Raw genomic sequence first — 15,612 nt, 5'->3', positions numbered from 1 at the left:
AAAGCATATCATGGGTTGAACGGGATGTCCATCCATACAAAAAGAACGCTGAGGTCATCAGCGTTCTTTTTGTATGGATGGTTTATTGGTTTATTTTACGATGTGCTTTCCGCCAAGATAGCGCGGAGCCCAATAGCTGTTGGACAGAGCGTCGATGCGGACGCCTGTGCTTGATGCGGCATGGATGAATTCGCCGTCTCCAAGATAGATGCCGCAGTGTGAAGCGCCCGGTTCATAAGTGGTGAAGAATACGAGGTCTCCTGGCTCAAGCTGACGGCTGCTGGTTGTTCGGCGGCCGAGTTTGTATTGTTCATCTGCCGTTCGCGGAATGGAAATGCCGTTCTGAGCGAAGACATATTGGAGATAGCCGGAACAGTCAAATGCCTTTGGCGTTGAGCCGCCGAATTTATACGGCACGCCGATATAAGACCGGGCGGTCCGGATGAGCGCGCCGACTTTGCTGCGGTTTAGGATCGGCAGATTGTCTGGCGCGGCCGCAACGGGTGCGGCATGTTTTGCCGCCGGAACAGCCGTATGGGGAACAGCGGGCGTTTTTCCGCTTTGGGGGCGAACCCGCTGCAGGGCGCGCCAGGTAGCATTGTTGACAATGCCGGTAATGCGAAGTTTCCGGTCGCGCTGAAATTCGGCGACAGCGCGTTCCGTTTCGCCGCCAAATACGCCGTCGACGCTGGCGATGGAATATCCTGCCTGCTTCAGTTTCTGCTGGAGAAGCATTACATTGTGGCCGTGTGATCCGGTCTGGAGCGTCGGCGAGGCCGCAGCGGTGCCGGAAAGCAGGATAAGAGACAGGCCTGCGGCAACGCCTGCTCTGCGCCAGCGTGAGTTCTTCATCGGGATCGTCCTTTCTGTAATCTGGAAAGCGTCAGATTTCACGGACATGTTCCAGTCCCTGACGCATGAGTTTGACGACGTGATCGTCGTCGAGCGAGTAAAAGGCCTCCTTGCCTGCCTTGCGGAATTTTACGAGCCGTGCAGCGCGCAGCACCCGCAGCTGATGCGAGATGGCGGACTGTCCCATTTGAAGAGATTCGGCGATATCGCAGACACAAAGCTCGTCTTCCTCTGCCAGCAGGGAGAGAAGCTTGATACGTGTTTTATCGCCCAGTATCTTGAAGAGATCGGCCAGTGCGAGACTGGTCTGATCGTCGAGTTTGCGGACCGCACATTCTCTAAGCTTATCCGGATGCGTGTGATGAATCTCGCAGAGATCTTCGTCCGGAATTGTTGCTGCCATGTCATTCACTCCATTTTTTTAGTAACTATATTATATCAAATTTCAATCAAAGAGAAATGAAAACTTTCTGCCGGGGGTGATATAGGGGATCAGTTTCTGATCGCTTTGGGAGATGACGGCCGGAACGTTGACGCGGGGATCGGCCGGCTGAGCATTGCGGATGATCTGTAGTTCTCCCATATAGCGCCGATAGTTCCGGTTGTCGATCGTGATGGCCCCGGCAGGGCGCGGATCCGTATGATCCGGGGAAATATCCGCTCCGAATTGCTTCAGTATGCTGCGGCTTTCCTGAGCCCGGACAGCGTCGCGGGCTTCATCCGCGCGTGCGGTGAAGGTATGGCGCAGCAGCTGCTGCTGGACCGGATCTTTCGTGATCATCCGGCCCTGCAGGACGATGGCGTCGTCCCGCAGCGCGGCGATTGCCTGCAGTTCCCGCATAGAAGGTAGGGAGTCTGCGAGAAAGACGGAATCGATTCCCAGTGCGACAAGATGACGGGCAGCCAGCCCCGCATCTTCTTCCCGGTGCTCTTCCAGTGTGGGGAGTCCTTCTCTGAGCGGGCCGCGGCGTCCCTGTGCGCAGGGTACGAACGCTCCGGTACGTATTCCGAGCTTGTGCAGCATGGAGGTTTTTCGCACGAGAAATTCTTCGCTGAGGCCGGTTCCGCGCCGGGGATAAAAGTTGTGCAATGCGTCGATCTGTCCGAAATTGGCATGCAGCTCGACCAGCGCACTGAGAATCTTACCCGTGATGGTCGACGCATTGAGCTGGATGCGGATGCCCTGCCGATTGCGGGAAAGCGCCGTGATTTCTTCCAGACCGAACCCATAATCAAGCCGCAGGGTGGTGATGCCGAGCATACGGAACGCCGAAGGGCTGAATTCCCGGATGCCGAGAAGTTCCATCGTTGCCGGGGAAATATCAGAAATGATTTCCATATCGCAGCGGCGGGCTGCTTTTAATATCTGGGCCAGTTCTTTCTTCAGGCGTCCCGGGTCGGTTTCCGGTATGTGCAGTGAGGTGAACAAGCGCCGGATGCCGCAGGCTGCGGCCTGTTGGATCAACTGGAGATTTTGTGCCAGCGTGTTGTCCAGCCCCGGATAGATCGAAATGCCGTTTTCCATAGCGTGTACTCCTTCCGTTGCTGCGGTCATGCTTCGGGCGGATCATCGAAGCCGATGATCCAGCAGGCCAGAAATCCTGCCGTATAGGCGGTCAAGAGGCCGAGCAGATATATGGCGATATGGTCGGTTCCGGCGGCCAGCGGAAGTCCGGAGATGCCGAGCGTGGCCGCGCCTACGCCGAAAGCCGCCTGTACGGCGCCGCCAAAAGCTCCGCCGATACAGGCGGCAAGAAAAGGACGGCCGAGCGGCAGCGTTACACCGTAGATCAGCGGCTCACCGACGCCGAGAATGCCGACAGGCAGCGCGGAAGAGATCGTTTTTCGGAGCTGTGCATTTTTTGTCCTGCGGTAGACTGCAAGGCTGGCGCCGACCTGCCCGGCGCCGGCCATGGCAAGGATGGGAAGAAGAATCGTCACGCCGTAACGGGAAAGGAGTTCCGCGTGAATCGGGGTGAAGGTCTGATGGATGCCGAGCATGACCATAGGAAGCCAGGCGCCGCCGAGAATAAATCCTGTGATGGCGCCACCATGCTGTACGGCGGCAGTGGCCGATGAACCTATGAGATCGGAAAGCAGGCCGCCGGCCGGCTGAATCAGCAGAAGCGCGAACGTTCCCGCGATGAGAAATGTGAGGAGCGGCGTGAGAAAAAGGCTGAATATTTCCGGGATGATGCGGCGCAGGCGCTGCTCCAGCCAGGCTCCGAACGCGGCGACCAGCAGGACGGATATGACGCCGCCGCGTCCCGGTGTGAATGCCATGCCGTCCATGGCGACAGAAGCGAGTCCGGGATGGCTGAGGAGGCCGCCGAGGATACCGCCGAGGATCGGCGTTCCGCCGAAGGCTTTCGCGGCCTGAGCGCCGACAAAAAGGTTCATGCTCCAGAATATGACATTGCCGGCGATGCCGGCAAGCTGTATCCAGAAAGATGCGGTCATTTCCGGCCAGGTTTTTAAGGTGACGTTCAGGATTCCGCTGATCAGGCCGCAGGCAATAAAGGCGGGAATCAGCGGGATGAAGATGCCGGCGATGCGGCGGAAAAACTGTTTGACCGGTGTGGCGTTTCTGGCCCGGATTTTTTCATGCAGAGCCCTGCCGCCATCGAACGGCGGCTTTGATTCGCCGGCCGTTTTTGGCGCGGCCTCCGTCTGCCGGAGCGCACAAAACGCGTCATAGACGTTGGCCGCCTTGCCGGGACCGAGGATGATCTGAAGTTCCGGCCCGTCGCTGTGCGTGCCGATAACGCCGTCGAGTGCTTCGATTTTTTTGCGGCGTTCCGTATCGGCCGCGCTATCTTCCTGATCAAAGACGAGACGCAGACGCGTCATGCAGTGATATATGCGGTTTATATGTTCTTCTGCCCCCAGTATGCTGTGGATCGCAGAGGCTAATTCCTTGCTGGTCATGATTTTTCCTATCCTTATTTATTTTTTCTTCAGCGCATCGCGCAGTTTTCCCCGCTTGTCTGCCAGCAGCTTCCGGCATGTTTCCACATCGTCCCCAGTCAGTAGGACAAGACTGGCGAGCTTGGCGCTTCCGCCGCAGGCGGAAAGCGTGGCAGCGGCATCTTCCCGGGGGGCGCCGCTGACTTCCATAACAATGCGTATGGCCCGTTCTGTGAGCTTGGCGTTCGAGGCGTTTACATCGATCATGAGATTGCCGTAAGTTTTGCCGAGCCTTATCATCGCAGCAGTGGAAAGCATATTGAGGACGAGCTTCTGTGCGGTACCCGCCTTCATGCGCGTTGATCCCGTAATCGCCTCAGGCCCTGTGACCGGCTCAAGCGCAAGATCGGCAGCTGCTGCGGCAGGAGAATTCTTTGAGCACGTGAGCGCGATGGCCGCCGCGCCGAGCGAACGTGCATAATGCAAACCGCCGAGTACGTACGGTGTGCGTCCTGAGGCGGCGATGCCGACAAGCACATCGGCCGCTGAGAAATCGTGTTTCCGGAGATCCTCAGCGCCAAGCGATTCTTGGTCTTCAGCGCCCTCCTGCGCACGGAAGATGGCCGGTGTGCCGCCGGCGATTAATCCTACGATGCGCGATGGATCGGTGCGATAGGTCGGCGGACATTCGACCGCATCGAGGATGCCGAGACGTCCCGAGGTTCCTGCGCCCTGATAAAAGAGGCGTCCGCCTGCTGCGAGATGGTCGGCGATGAGGTCGGCAGCCTCCGCGATCTGCGGCAGGATTTTTTCGATGGCAAGCGGAACCGTCTTGTCCTCTGCGTTGAGAAGGCGCACGACGTCAAGCGTCGGCAGACAGTCAATGTTTTTGGTGCGCGGATTGCGCTGCTCCGTCTGGAGCCGTTCCAGTTCAATCATATGGCAATCATCCTGTTGTTTTGATATGGGTAAATCTGTTTTATTATAGTATAACACAAAGCAGGGACGCCAGTTGGCTTTTTGCCGTTGCCGTCCAAAAGGCGATAAGAGGGCATCCCGGTCTCAGGATGCCCTCTTATCGCGTGTTCTATTAGGAAAGAATCGGTTCAGCCGATGACCCACTGCCCGAAGTAGACGATGAGTCCCATGATTACGACAAAGGGGAGGTAGATCTTCACCGCAAAGTGAAGAAGCTTTCCGTCAGCGCCGGCTGCGCCGATGGCTGCTGCCCCGATGGCAATGCTCTGCGGAGATACCATTTTGCCGGCGCAGGCTCCCGTAGCGTTGGCTGCGGCGATCCATGCCTGTACGGACGGACCGGCGCCAATGGCCTGCGCAGAATCCGTCTGCAGCTTGCCGAACAGGACGCAGCTGGATGTAGCAGATCCGGTGATGAAGGTTCCGATCGAGCCGATGAACGCGGCGACTGCCGGATAAGCGCTGCCCGTCGCTGCGACGGCGGTCTCGGCGATTTCGTGCGTCATGCCCGCATATCCCATGACTTTGGCTGTGGCAATGACGGTGATAATCGTCAGAATCGTGAAGCGCAGATTGATGATCGTGCGTCGAAGGACCTGAACCATTTCGCCGGTTCCGGCGCCCTGCACCTTGCCGCCGATGAAGGCAGCGAGCAGGATGAGCACGCCGGGAGTGGCGACCCAGGTGAAGGTATATGGCGATCCGCCTTCCCCTTGATAAATGAGTACGGAGGTCTTTATGAGATTCAGCGGATCATGGATGGCTGGGATGAGCTTTGAAGTAGCGAGCAGAAACAGAAAAATGAGAAGAAACGGAAGCCATGCTTTCAGGCCCTGACTGAGCGTTACCGCCGCTTTATCTTCATGGGGCGGCAGGGCATAGGCCGGGTCGTTCAGCGGGAACAGCCTGGCGAAGGCGACAATGGCGGCCATAGCGCCAATAGACCCTGCGACAACAGCCAGTTCCGGCCCAAGGAAAAAAGCTACCGCCAGTTCCGGCAGAAGAAAGGCCGCCGCGGAAGCGATACAGAGGAGGAACATGCCGTGAAGCGCTTTAAGAGAACCGCCGGCCGTGATGGTCATGAGCAGCGGGCAGATCAGCGTCAGCGGCGCCAGCTGGAGCGCAGTATAGGCGGCCAGTTTCGTCGCATCGATCCCGGTCACATTGCCGAGCGTTACCAGCGGGATGCCGATCGATCCATAGGCCGTTGGAACGGAATTGGCGATCAGGCAGACCGATGCGGAAAGAATCGGGGAAATCCCAATGCCGGCGAGCATCCCGGCCGGTATCGCAATCGCCGTGCCGAAACCGGCCATTCCTTCCAGAAAACCGCCGAATCCCCAGCCGATGAGCAGGATTAATACGCGCCGGTCATTGCTGACAGAAGTGAGCATTTTCTTGATGATGTCCATGCCTTTGGTGTGGAGCGAGAGATTGTAAGTGAAAATGGCCGCGATGATTACCAGCAGGATCGGCCAGCAGGCAAGCGCGGTTCCTTCCAGTACAGCCTGCAGCATATGCGGGGCGGTCATGCCGAATGCGGCCATGCCGACGGCTGCGGCGATGGCCAGCGCAAGCGAACAGGCTCTGTGTCCCGGCAGGTGGAAGATGCTGAGGGCAGCGACCAGCCAGAGGATGGGAGATAGTGCAAGAAAAAACAAATACGATCAGTCCTTTCTCCTGGCCATCACGAAAAGTAATGAACCGGATCAATAAAAATGATAAGTAAGACACTTCATTATAAAAGCAGGCCGGAAATAAAGTCAACGTGAGCGGAAAAAGGTTCTATCTTTGCAAAAATAAGAAGATAAGGACAAAACGTGCAAGAAAAAAAGACCCGGATGAAATCCGGGCCTTTTGCGAAAAAATCAGTAGATGCGTTCTACATCATAGCCGTTTTTATTCAAAGCCGCGATGATTCGCTGGACATGATCTTCGTTATGGGTTTCCACCGTGACTTCGAGAATGACCTTTTTGAAGCTGTCCGTGACTTTTGCCTGATTGTGATTGAGCTCGATGACATTGGCATTTTGTTCTGCGAGAATGCGGGAAACGTTCAGAAGCTGCCCCGGCTTGTCGGGAAGAGGGACGGCAAAACAGAATACGCGGCTGCGGGCGATCAAAGCCTTGTCGATCAGAGCGGAGATGGTTGAAATATCGATATTGCCGCCGCTGACAATCGCCGCGACCTTTTTGCCCTTGAATGGAAGTTTCTGGAGAGCGGCAAGAGAAAGCACGCCGGCGCCTTCGGCGATCAGTTTGTGCTTTTCAATCAGGGAGAGAAGGGCTCCCATGATTTCCATTTCCGATACCGTGATGACGTTGTCCAGATATTTTTTGCAGAATTCAAACGTCAGGCTGCCGGCAGTCCGGACGGCACAGCCATCGGCAACGGTATCTGCGCTGTCAAGCGTTACGATCTTGTCCTGATCCAGTGCCGCTTTCATGCAGGCGGCATTTTCCGGCTCGACGCCGATCACCTTGATGGATGGGTTGACGAGTTTCGTCGCCAGCGCGACACCGGAGGCGAAGCCGCCGCCGCCGATCGGGACGAGGATGGCATCAATGTCCTTGCAGGCATCGATGATTTCCAGCGCCGTGGTTCCCTGACCAAGCAGAACCTGGAGATCATTAAACGGATGGATATAGACGTAGCCGTGCTTCTTCTGCAGTTCAAGACTGTAGGCGTACGCATCGTCAAATCCATCGCCGTGCAGGACGACTTCCGCACCGAGCGCCTTTGTTCCTTCGACTTTGAGGATCGGAGTGGTTGCCGGCATACAGATCACCGCTTTGACACCGAGCTTCTGAGCGGCATAGGCGACTCCCTGTGCATGATTGCCTGCCGAGGCCGTGATAACCCCTTTGCTGCGTTCGGCCTCGGTCAGCTGACTGATCTTGTTGTACGCGCCGCGCAGTTTGAATGCGCCGGTATGCTGCAGGTTTTCCGGCTTGAGAAAAACCTGATTGCCGCATTGCTCGGAGAAAAATTCACTGGGAATCAGGGGCGTTTTCTTCACAATCCCCTCGAGCTGGCGGGCAGCCTGATAGATGCCGGCGATGGTCGTGGACGCGACGATCGCCTGATCGGAATGCGGATCAGCAGAGGTTTCGGTTTTGGACATAGGAAAAATCCTCCTTAAATCATACAAATGTTTTATATATAATAAGTTAGTTTACATTATAAACAGGAAAAATAAAAAAACAAGATTAGATTGTTCTATCAAGCTTATCACTGATGCGGAAATCTTGTCAATGAAAAATCCTGGATATTTTTTCTTCTTGTCGTCATGGTTTGAAGGAATTTTGTGTCAGTTTCGCGAAATAATACATATAAACATCGCGGGAGGGATGGTTTCATGAAAAAACTAACCCGTATTCTGGTGCCGGTAGACGGCTCCGAGGGTTCGGAGCGGGCGGCTGAACTGGCGGCTGAGCTGGCAGCAGTGTCCGGCGCTTCGCTGGATGTCCTGCATGTCACGTACTTTGACCGGGAGACGGATGCTTCCGAAGAATCCTGGCTGCCGGACAGCATCGCCGGGCCGGTCGGTGAGGCCGAGCGGCGGGCGTTGGAACGGGCTGCCGGACAGATTCCCGCCTCGGTGAAAGCGGCGTATCATCACCGGACGGGCATTCCCGCTGATGAGATCCTGCGCTTTGCGGAGGAAAAGGGGCATGAGCTCATTGTTGTTGGCGGACGTGGACTGAGCGGCGTGAAGGGATTCCTGCTTGGCAGTGTCAGCCAGGAAATTGTGGAACGTGCGACCGTCTCCGTGGCAGTCGCAAAGTAATAACAGATTTTGTTCAAGGGGGTAATATTATGTTGAAGAATATCCTTGTACCAGTAGATGGCTCTGAAGGTTCCGATCGTGCTGTTGCTGAAGCCATTTCGCTTGCAGAAGCCTGTGGGGCGAAGCTGAATTTCCTTTATGTGGCCAATATCAATCAGCTGGCTATTAATGCGTGCCTGTCCGATGCCATCCTTGAGGCGGTCACGAAGGCAGGAAATGTGATTCTGGACCGTGCGATGGAAATGGTGCCGTCCGGTATTGAAAAAGAGGCGTTTTCGGAAACCGGATCGCCGGCCGTGGTGATTCTGGATTTCGCTACGAGCAACGACATGGAGCTCATTGTCATGGGCAGCCGCGGTTTGGGCGTGGTGAAAGGCGTGCTGCTGGGCAGCGTCAGCCAGTACATTGTGGAGCAGTCCAAGTGTCCAGTCCTCGTGGTGAAATAATCATCAGATAACGGAATAAACGTCAGGAGGCGTCTCTCTTTTGGAGAGGCGCCTCCTGACGTTTATTTAGTCGGTATACAGCAGACGGATTTGTCCGGTTTTCCGCCAGTTATTCATATCGATAACGCGCTGATTCGACGATCCGCGGAAATGGAGGGTGAGATCGCGCAGCTCTTCCCGAAATTTTCCGTCAACCAGTACGTCGATCTCACGGAGCAGCGCGTCTGCGGCAGGATTGCGGCGGGCATTGAGTTCTTCCAGCGTAAAGCCGGTATAACACCAAACATCCATGCCGCGGCGGTGTATCTCCCGGGCAAGACGTGCCAGCGGGGCAGGCTGCATGAACGGTTCGCCGCCGCTGAAGGTAATGCCGGAGAGCAGCGGATTCTTGTCGATCTGGGTCAGAATGGCCTCGACCGTCGTTTCATGCCCGCCATGAAAATCGTGGGTTTCGGGGTTCTGGCAGCCCGGACAGTGGTGCGGACATCCCTGGGTAAATACGGTCAGGCGGACTCCGTCGCCATCGACAACGGAGTCATCCGCGATTCCGGCAATCTGCAATTTCATGAGCAAAAACCTTTCTGTATCGAATTGAAGGGGAATCCGGGTATAGTATAAGCCTTCCCCGGCTGGGGAAGGCTTATACTATACCCGGATCATGATCGGTCGTTTATCCGATGCTAAGGGGCGCCGGATAAACAGCCGGTTCAGTGCATGCCGTGCTTGACGCGGTCATGCTCTTCTGCGCGCTTCGCGTCATTCCAGCGGTCGATGGTACCGACCAAATAGCCGGTGATGCGGCGGATGCGTTCAAACTTCTGCGGCTGCAGCGCATAGTCAATGTGAACTTCACCGTTATCGGCTGGAGAAATATGGAGTGTGTCCAGTTTTTCACTGGTCTGCTTTTCTACATACTGGATATAATTTACGATTTCCTGCTCCGAAATGTCCTGCAGTCCATCTATCGTTACGTCGATGCCATTTACTACCATGGATATCACCTGTCCTTTTTGATTTGTGTGAGGCTGTTTCATTTTTATAAAACCGGATACGGTCAAGGATTTCCTTGAATCTGGACTAAATTATACAATATATATTGTATGCAAGTCAATAGCTATACTATATATAGTTTCAGCAGGGGGGATGCCCCTAGGCGTTATCCACAGGATAAAAATGGATTTTTACTTATATTTTTTAGTTTTATGCACAAGAAAATACCAATAGTGCGGAGGAACCGATAAGGAAATCAACGAAATTGGGGAGAGAAGAAGGCAGAAGCGGCTGAATAAAGTTTCTGAGAAAAAACTTATCCACAGAATTCCGGGGATAATTATCCGGAATTCTGTGGATAAGTAGACATCTGGCGGCAATATGGGTTATCCACAGGCGGGTCAGGGATGATCGGCCGGGGAGCCGGGGGTGAGTACCGTGCGGACTGGATACGGGATTTCGATGCCTTCCTCCCGGTAGCGGCGTATCAAAGCCTTGATGAATTCATGTTTCAGCAGGTACTGGTGATCGAAGCGGCTGGAATGCATGACCACGTTAAAATTGATGCTGGAGTCGCCGAGGGTATGAAACCGGATGATCGGCAGAGCCTTGACGTCGTGATCTACTTCCTTTAATACCTGAGCAGCCACTTCGATGGTTACCCGTTCGACCTGATCCAGATCGCTGTCGTAGGCGACGCCGACTGGAACGGAAATGACAATATCGCGGTGCGGCATACTGAAATTGGTGATGTTCGACGAGGCGATTTTCTGATTCGGGATGACGATCATATTGCTGTCTCCGGCCGGTACGATGGTGGTAAATCGCCAGGTAATATCGGTAACACGTCCTTCTTCGCCGGTGTTCAGGCGGATGTAGTCGCCGAGGCGAAGTTGCTTGGAGAGGATGAGATGCAGGCCGGAGAAAATATTGGCCAGCGTTTCCTGCAGAGAAAGCGCGACAGCCATTCCGCCGACGCCCAGTGCGGTGAGGATCGGAGCGATGGATATTCCATAGTATTGCAGAATGATCAGGATGCCCATGGAATAAATGATGCCGTTGATGATGACGGTCAGCAGCGTCGTTTTCGGCAGACGTTTCTGCGAGCGCTCAATCTGCAGATTGATGATGCCGCTGACGGTCCGGGCCAGAACCCGGGTGAGCGACAGGATGATCACGGTGAAGAGAATATAGGAAAAAATACGAACCAGCGGCTCGATGATGTTGATGGTGTTGACGATCCAGTACAGACCGGTGACGAGACACAAAGAGATCGGAACGCCGCGCAGTGCGTTGATGAAGACGAACTGCCATCCCGTTTCCGTGGTCGGGACGGTTAGACGTTTGTTGATCATGCGGTTCAGCAGGATACCGGCCGTGAGCGAGGCGATCAGTATGAGGCTCGGCAAGACCAGCATTTCCAGCAAATGTTTCCAGTCGACCCAGGACATCCATTCCAGATTGGACAAAGAGATTCCTCCCCTTCAAAAAAGATATGCTTGAACTTGAAAATAGAGTTAACTATACTATATCATAGCGGAGAGCGGAACGAAAAGAAAAGATCAATGAAAAGGCGGGATTTATATGCGGGATTTGCTGCACAAGGGAAATCGCCTGCAGCTGCGCAGAGCAGGCGTGCAGGATCTGGACTACATTATGAAGCTGGAATACGATCCGGAAAACTTGCGGTTTATCGTGCCGTTTGACCGGGATTTCCATACGAAACTGATCGAGGAAAGCAAGGCGGCCATGGATATTCTGGTCGAGGAAAAGGACACCGGAGATCCGGTTGGTTATCTCATGGTCAACGGCCTTAAGACGGAAGCGAAGGAAATCGAATGGACGCATATCATCATCGATAAAAAAGGGCAGGGGTACGGCCATGAGGCGATGAAACTCCTGAAAATCTGGTCGTTCGATGATCTGGGGTTCCACCGCGCCTGGCTGGACTGCAAGGACTACAACGATCGGGCGCTGCACCTCTATGAATCCGAAGGGATGCTGCGAGAGGGATTGATCCGCGAGACCATTCTGACGAACGGCGTCTATGAAAATCTGGTTATTCTCGGTATGCTGGACCGCGAATACCATGCGCGCAGGGAGCAGGGGCTGGAGCTCTGACCGCGGATCGATCTGCATAATGAAATGGGACACATGTTTAAGGAACACGATGAAATCGGTGCCGTATCAAGACATGTGTCCTTTTTTTGCACGAATAAAAGCGATACAATAATAGCAACAACGGAAAACATATATGGCGGAAAGAGTCAGACAATTACAAACAAGTATACTATTTAGGAAAGCCAGGCATACCTTATCGTAGTTGTTACTTATAAGAGGACATATGTATTCCAAAATGAGAAGTTCTTTGAGGATGAAGTGGAGGAATTTGAATGGAAGCAAAGGAAATCATAGCACATGTCGATCACACGTATCTGAAGCAGACGGCGACCTGGGCGGAAATCCAGCAGATCTGCGATGAGGCGCTGACATATCATGCAGCTACGGTCATGGTGCCGTCCTGCTTTATTCCGCGCATCAAGGAAAAGTACGGCGATGCCCTGAAGATCGCGACGGTAGTCGGATTCCCGAACGGCAACTGCAATACGGCGGCCAAGATCGCTGAAACGGCGCAGGCTCTGGCTGACGGCGCCAGTGAAATCGATATGGTTATCAACATCGGCATGCTGAAGGCGGGAGAAACGGATTATGTGACGCAGGAGATTCGCGCGCTGAAGCGCCTCTGTGGAGATCGTATTCTCAAGGTTATTGTCGAAACCTGTTTCCTTACGGATGAAGAAAAAATCGCAGCCTGCCATTGCGTGACGGAGGGCGGTGCAGACATCATCAAAACGTCGACGGGCTTCGGCACGGCTGGCGCCAAGCTGGAAGACATCGAGCTATTTAAGAAACATATCGGTTCCGGCGTACAGATGAAGGCTGCCGGCGGCATTCATACGCGTGAGGAAATGGAGGCTTTCCTGCAGGCCGGCTGCACGCGCCTGGGCGCCAGTGCTGCGGTTAAGGTGCTGAAAGACGAACTGGACAAGTGATGGCCGGATGGCGGTGACGTCATTCGAAATCCAATCAAGAATCCCTGGGAGGTCAGGATTATGAGTAAATTCAAACGTGCGTTTATTATCGTTCTGGACAGCTACGGCATCGGCCGGGAGCCGGATGCGCCGGATTTTGGCGACGATGTGTGCAACACATTGAAGTCCATTGCTGCTTCGCCCAAATACGATACGCCGAACATGAGGAAGATCGGACTGTTTAATATCGACGGTGTCGGCTGCGGAACGCCGGTCGATGCGCCGATCGGCTCCTTTGCCCGCCTGCGTGAGCTTTCGCGCGGCAAGGATACCACGACAGGGCATTGGGAAATCGCGGGCATTGTCTCGGAACGCCCGATGCCGACGTATCCCAATGGCTTCCCGGCCGATCTCATTGCCCGGCTGGAAGAAGCCTTCGGCCGGAAAATTCTCTGCAACAAGCCGTATTCCGGCACACAGGTCATCAAGGACTACGGGCGGGAACAGAAGGAGACCGGCGGCCTTATCGTCTATACCTCTGCAGACAGCGTGTTCCAGATTGCCGCGCATGAAGATGATGTCCCGGTCGAACAGCTTTATGATTACTGCCGGACGGCGCGCAAGATCCTGCAGGGCGAGCATGGCGTAGGGCGCGTCATCGCCCGTCCTTATACGGGCGAATACCCGAATTATACGCGTACGCCGCGCCGTCATGATTTCTCTTTGGATCCGACTGGCGATACGATGATGGACGCCCTGCAGCGCAAGGGTCTGGCGACGATCGGTGTCGGCAAGATTTCGGATATTTTTGCGGGACGCAGCATAAGCCGCAGTCTGGGTATCAATAAAGACAATGTGGACGGCATGGAAAAAACACTCAGGGTAATGGATGAGGACTTCGAAGGACTCTGCTTTGTCAATCTGGTGGATTTTGACATGCAGTACGGTCATCGCCGCAATATCGACGGCTATGCCGAGGCGGCTACGGTCTTTGACCGCCAGCTCGGCGAGTTTATGTCCAAGATGCGCGAAGACGACGTCCTGATGATTACGGCGGATCATGGCTGCGATCCGGGCGCACCGGGAACGGATCATACGCGCGAATACGTTCCTTTGCTGATCTACGGACAGCATGTCCGGGCAGGCGTAAACCTCGGCACATATCCGACCTTTGCGATGATCGGTGCGACGATTTCGGATATGTTTGGCTGCGACCTGAAAACGAAGGGCGAAAGCCTGCTGCCAAGAATCACGAAATAAACGCTTCATGAATTAGGAGGGCTATGACATGAGAATGTATGATCTGATCACGAAAAAGAAGCATGGCGAAGTTCTGACGGATGAAGAGATCCAGTATATGATCGATGGTTATGTACATGGTGAGATTCCCGATTATCAGATGTCGGCTATGACGATGGCCATCTGGTTCAACGGCATGAACGATCATGAAATCACAGAGCTGACCAAAGTCATGGCGAAATCCGGCGATATGATCGACTTGTCTGCCATTAACGGCAAAAAGGTCGACAAGCATTCGACGGGCGGCGTCGGTGACAAGACGACGCTTATCGTGGCGCCGATTGTCGCGGCCTGCGGCGGCAAGGTAGCCAAGATGTCCGGCCGCGGACTTGGCCATACGGGCGGTACGGTCGACAAGCTGGAAGCGATTCCGGGCTACCGCACAGTCCTTTCCCGTCAGGAATTTTTTGATACGGTCAATCAGTGCGGCGTCAGTGTCATCGGGCAGTCCGGCAATCTCGCTCCTGCAGACAAGAAGCTCTATGCGCTGCGTGATGTGACGGCTACGGTAGACAGCATCCCGCTGATCGCGTCTTCCATCATGAGCAAGAAGCTGGCCGCCGGATCGGACTGCATTCTGCTGGATGTCAAGACGGGCAGCGGCGCTTTCATGAAAACGCTGGACGATTCCATCAAACTGGCGCAGACCATGGTCGCGATCGGCGAAGGCGCAGGCCGCCGCACGGTAGCCCTCATTACCGACATGGATACGCCGTTGGGCTTCGGTATCGGCAACAGCATTGAAGTGATGGAATCCATGGACGTTCTCAAGGGACACGGCCCGGAGGACCTCACGGAGGTTTCGCTGCAGCTGGCTGCCAACATGCTTTATCTGGTCGGCAAGGGAACGCCGGAGGAATGCCGCCGGATGGCGGAAAAAGCCATTGCGGACGGCTCGGCCTTTGAGACGTTCTGCAAAATGGTCCGCGCACAGGGCGGCGATGATTCTGTACTGCGCGATTACAGCAAATTCCCGCAGGCGCCGTATCAGGCGGAGATCTGTGCGGATCGCGACGGCTTTATCGTGAAGATGAATGCGGAAGAAATCGGGGAAACATCGGTCGTTCTGGGAGCTGGCCGCGAGACGAAGGATAGCGAGATTGATTTTTCCGCCGGTCTGATTCTGCATAAGAAATACGGGGATGCGGTCAAGAAGGGCGACTGCCTGGTTACTCTGTATACGTCGAAGAAAGACGCACTGCAGGATGCAGAGCGCATGTACCGCGAAGCGATCTGCATCGGCGATGCACAGCCGGAAAAAGAGCCGCTGGTCTATGCGCGCGTTGAGAAGGATAAAGTGGAGAAATATTGAAGGGA

16 protein-coding genes are annotated in these 15,612 nt (G+C 54.8%); 6 read left to right on the top strand and 10 right to left on the bottom strand.

The window, feature by feature from the left end; genetic code table 11:
* Positions 1-90: 90 nt before the first annotated feature.
* The 7 genes from FYJ78_RS00175 to ilvA all read right to left on the bottom strand — a co-directional run bounded on the left by FYJ78_RS00175 (position 91) and on the right by ilvA (position 7,862).
* On the bottom strand, positions 91-852 hold the full coding sequence (locus FYJ78_RS00175) for a C40 family peptidase (RefSeq protein WP_154619400.1): 762 nt from the start codon (positions 850-852) through the stop codon (positions 91-93).
* Between the two features lie 31 nt (positions 853-883).
* Positions 884-1,255, bottom strand: a complete 372-nt coding sequence (locus tag FYJ78_RS00170) for an ArsR/SmtB family transcription factor (protein WP_154619399.1) — start codon at positions 1,253-1,255, stop codon at positions 884-886.
* 42 nt (positions 1,256-1,297) lie between these two features.
* Positions 1,298-2,377 carry a DUF871 domain-containing protein gene (locus FYJ78_RS00165; RefSeq protein WP_154619398.1) on the bottom strand — a complete coding sequence of 360 codons (1,080 nt, stop codon included), beginning with the start codon at positions 2,375-2,377 and terminating at the stop codon, positions 1,298-1,300.
* Between the two features lie 26 nt (positions 2,378-2,403).
* Positions 2,404-3,780 carry a PTS transporter subunit EIIC gene (locus FYJ78_RS00160; RefSeq protein WP_154619397.1) on the bottom strand — a complete coding sequence of 459 codons (1,377 nt, stop codon included), beginning with the start codon at positions 3,778-3,780 and terminating at the stop codon, positions 2,404-2,406.
* 18 nt (positions 3,781-3,798) lie between these two features.
* A complete protein-coding gene (murQ, locus tag FYJ78_RS00155) occupies positions 3,799-4,698 on the bottom strand; it encodes an N-acetylmuramic acid 6-phosphate etherase (protein ID WP_154619396.1) in 900 nt (299 codons plus the stop codon).
* Positions 4,699-4,865: 167 nt separating this feature from the next.
* The gene (locus tag FYJ78_RS00150; protein ID WP_154619395.1) at positions 4,866-6,398 is read right to left on the bottom strand and encodes an L-lactate permease; all 1,533 of its coding nucleotides are present in this window, start codon (positions 6,396-6,398) and stop codon (positions 4,866-4,868) included.
* Positions 6,399-6,605: 207 nt separating this feature from the next.
* On the bottom strand, positions 6,606-7,862 hold the full coding sequence (gene ilvA, locus FYJ78_RS00145) for a threonine ammonia-lyase (protein ID WP_154619394.1): 1,257 nt from the start codon (positions 7,860-7,862) through the stop codon (positions 6,606-6,608).
* Positions 7,863-8,096: 234 nt separating this feature from the next.
* Here ilvA and FYJ78_RS00140 point away from each other — a divergent pair, with 234 nt between their 5' ends.
* Together FYJ78_RS00140 and FYJ78_RS00135 are read left to right on the top strand one after the other, a co-directional pair.
* A complete protein-coding gene (locus tag FYJ78_RS00140; protein WP_154619393.1) occupies positions 8,097-8,528 on the top strand; it encodes a universal stress protein in 432 nt (143 codons plus the stop codon).
* A gap of 29 nt (positions 8,529-8,557) precedes the next feature.
* On the top strand, positions 8,558-8,974 hold the full coding sequence (locus FYJ78_RS00135) for a universal stress protein (protein ID WP_154619392.1): 417 nt from the start codon (positions 8,558-8,560) through the stop codon (positions 8,972-8,974).
* A gap of 66 nt (positions 8,975-9,040) precedes the next feature.
* Here FYJ78_RS00135 and nrdG read toward each other — a convergent pair whose 3' ends face one another.
* The 3 genes from nrdG to FYJ78_RS00120 form a co-directional block, all read right to left on the bottom strand.
* Complete coding sequence (gene nrdG / locus FYJ78_RS00130; RefSeq protein WP_154619391.1) at positions 9,041-9,541, bottom strand: anaerobic ribonucleoside-triphosphate reductase activating protein; 501 nt, start codon at positions 9,539-9,541, stop codon at positions 9,041-9,043.
* 140 nt (positions 9,542-9,681) lie between these two features.
* Entirely contained in the window at positions 9,682-9,966 is a 285-nt protein-coding gene (gene nrdD / locus FYJ78_RS00125) for an anaerobic ribonucleoside-triphosphate reductase (protein ID WP_154619390.1), read from the bottom strand.
* Between the two features lie 399 nt (positions 9,967-10,365).
* On the bottom strand, positions 10,366-11,415 hold the full coding sequence (locus FYJ78_RS00120; protein ID WP_154619621.1) for a mechanosensitive ion channel family protein: 1,050 nt from the start codon (positions 11,413-11,415) through the stop codon (positions 10,366-10,368).
* Between the two features lie 133 nt (positions 11,416-11,548).
* On the opposite strand from FYJ78_RS00120, the gene FYJ78_RS00115 reads away from it, so the two are divergent.
* The 4 genes from FYJ78_RS00115 to FYJ78_RS00100 all read left to right on the top strand — a co-directional run bounded on the left by FYJ78_RS00115 (position 11,549) and on the right by FYJ78_RS00100 (position 15,607).
* Positions 11,549-12,085: a GNAT family N-acetyltransferase gene (locus FYJ78_RS00115; protein ID WP_154619389.1), complete on the top strand. Its 537-nt coding sequence runs from the start codon at positions 11,549-11,551 to the stop codon at positions 12,083-12,085.
* A 272-nt stretch (positions 12,086-12,357) separates the two neighbouring features.
* Entirely contained in the window at positions 12,358-13,017 is a 660-nt protein-coding gene (deoC, locus tag FYJ78_RS00110) for a deoxyribose-phosphate aldolase (RefSeq protein ID WP_154619388.1), read from the top strand.
* A 60-nt stretch (positions 13,018-13,077) separates the two neighbouring features.
* Positions 13,078-14,256, top strand: a complete 1,179-nt coding sequence (locus tag FYJ78_RS00105) for a phosphopentomutase (RefSeq protein ID WP_154619387.1) — start codon at positions 13,078-13,080, stop codon at positions 14,254-14,256.
* A 28-nt stretch (positions 14,257-14,284) separates the two neighbouring features.
* A complete protein-coding gene (locus FYJ78_RS00100) occupies positions 14,285-15,607 on the top strand; it encodes a pyrimidine-nucleoside phosphorylase (protein ID WP_154619386.1) in 1,323 nt (440 codons plus the stop codon).
* Positions 15,608-15,612: the final 5 nt, after the last annotated feature.

Origin of the sequence: Wylensekiella montiformis (genome assembly GCF_009697385.1) — a bacterium.
Lineage (GTDB): Bacteria > Bacillota > Negativicutes > Selenomonadales > Selenomonadaceae > Selenomonas_A > Selenomonas_A montiformis.
This window is presented reverse-complemented; position numbering and strand designations above follow the sequence as displayed.

Bases quoted from the DNA above. Each gene is read 5' to 3' on its own strand.
- FYJ78_RS00175 (WP_154619400.1), bottom strand. From the start codon at position 852: ATGAAGAACTCACGCTGGCGCAGAGCAGGCGTTGCCGCAGGCCTGTCT.
- FYJ78_RS00170 (WP_154619399.1), bottom strand. From the start codon at position 1,255: ATGGCAGCAACAATTCCGGACGAAGATCTCTGCGAGATTCATCACACG.
- FYJ78_RS00165 (WP_154619398.1), bottom strand. From the start codon at position 2,377: ATGGAAAACGGCATTTCGATCTATCCGGGGCTGGACAACACGCTGGCA.
- FYJ78_RS00160 (WP_154619397.1), bottom strand. From the start codon at position 3,780: ATGACCAGCAAGGAATTAGCCTCTGCGATCCACAGCATACTGGGGGCA.
- murQ (WP_154619396.1), bottom strand. From the start codon at position 4,698: ATGATTGAACTGGAACGGCTCCAGACGGAGCAGCGCAATCCGCGCACC.
- ilvA (WP_154619394.1), bottom strand. From the start codon at position 7,862: ATGTCCAAAACCGAAACCTCTGCTGATCCGCATTCCGATCAGGCGATC.
- FYJ78_RS00140 (WP_154619393.1), top strand. From the start codon at position 8,097: ATGAAAAAACTAACCCGTATTCTGGTGCCGGTAGACGGCTCCGAGGGT.
- FYJ78_RS00135 (WP_154619392.1), top strand. From the start codon at position 8,558: ATGTTGAAGAATATCCTTGTACCAGTAGATGGCTCTGAAGGTTCCGAT.
- nrdG (WP_154619391.1), bottom strand. From the start codon at position 9,541: ATGAAATTGCAGATTGCCGGAATCGCGGATGACTCCGTTGTCGATGGC.
- nrdD (WP_154619390.1), bottom strand. From the start codon at position 9,966: ATGGTAGTAAATGGCATCGACGTAACGATAGATGGACTGCAGGACATT.
- FYJ78_RS00120 (WP_154619621.1), bottom strand. From the start codon at position 11,415: ATGTCCTGGGTCGACTGGAAACATTTGCTGGAAATGCTGGTCTTGCCG.
- FYJ78_RS00115 (WP_154619389.1), top strand. From the start codon at position 11,549: ATGCGGGATTTGCTGCACAAGGGAAATCGCCTGCAGCTGCGCAGAGCA.
- deoC (WP_154619388.1), top strand. From the start codon at position 12,358: ATGGAAGCAAAGGAAATCATAGCACATGTCGATCACACGTATCTGAAG.
- FYJ78_RS00105 (WP_154619387.1), top strand. From the start codon at position 13,078: ATGAGTAAATTCAAACGTGCGTTTATTATCGTTCTGGACAGCTACGGC.
- FYJ78_RS00100 (WP_154619386.1), top strand. From the start codon at position 14,285: ATGAGAATGTATGATCTGATCACGAAAAAGAAGCATGGCGAAGTTCTG.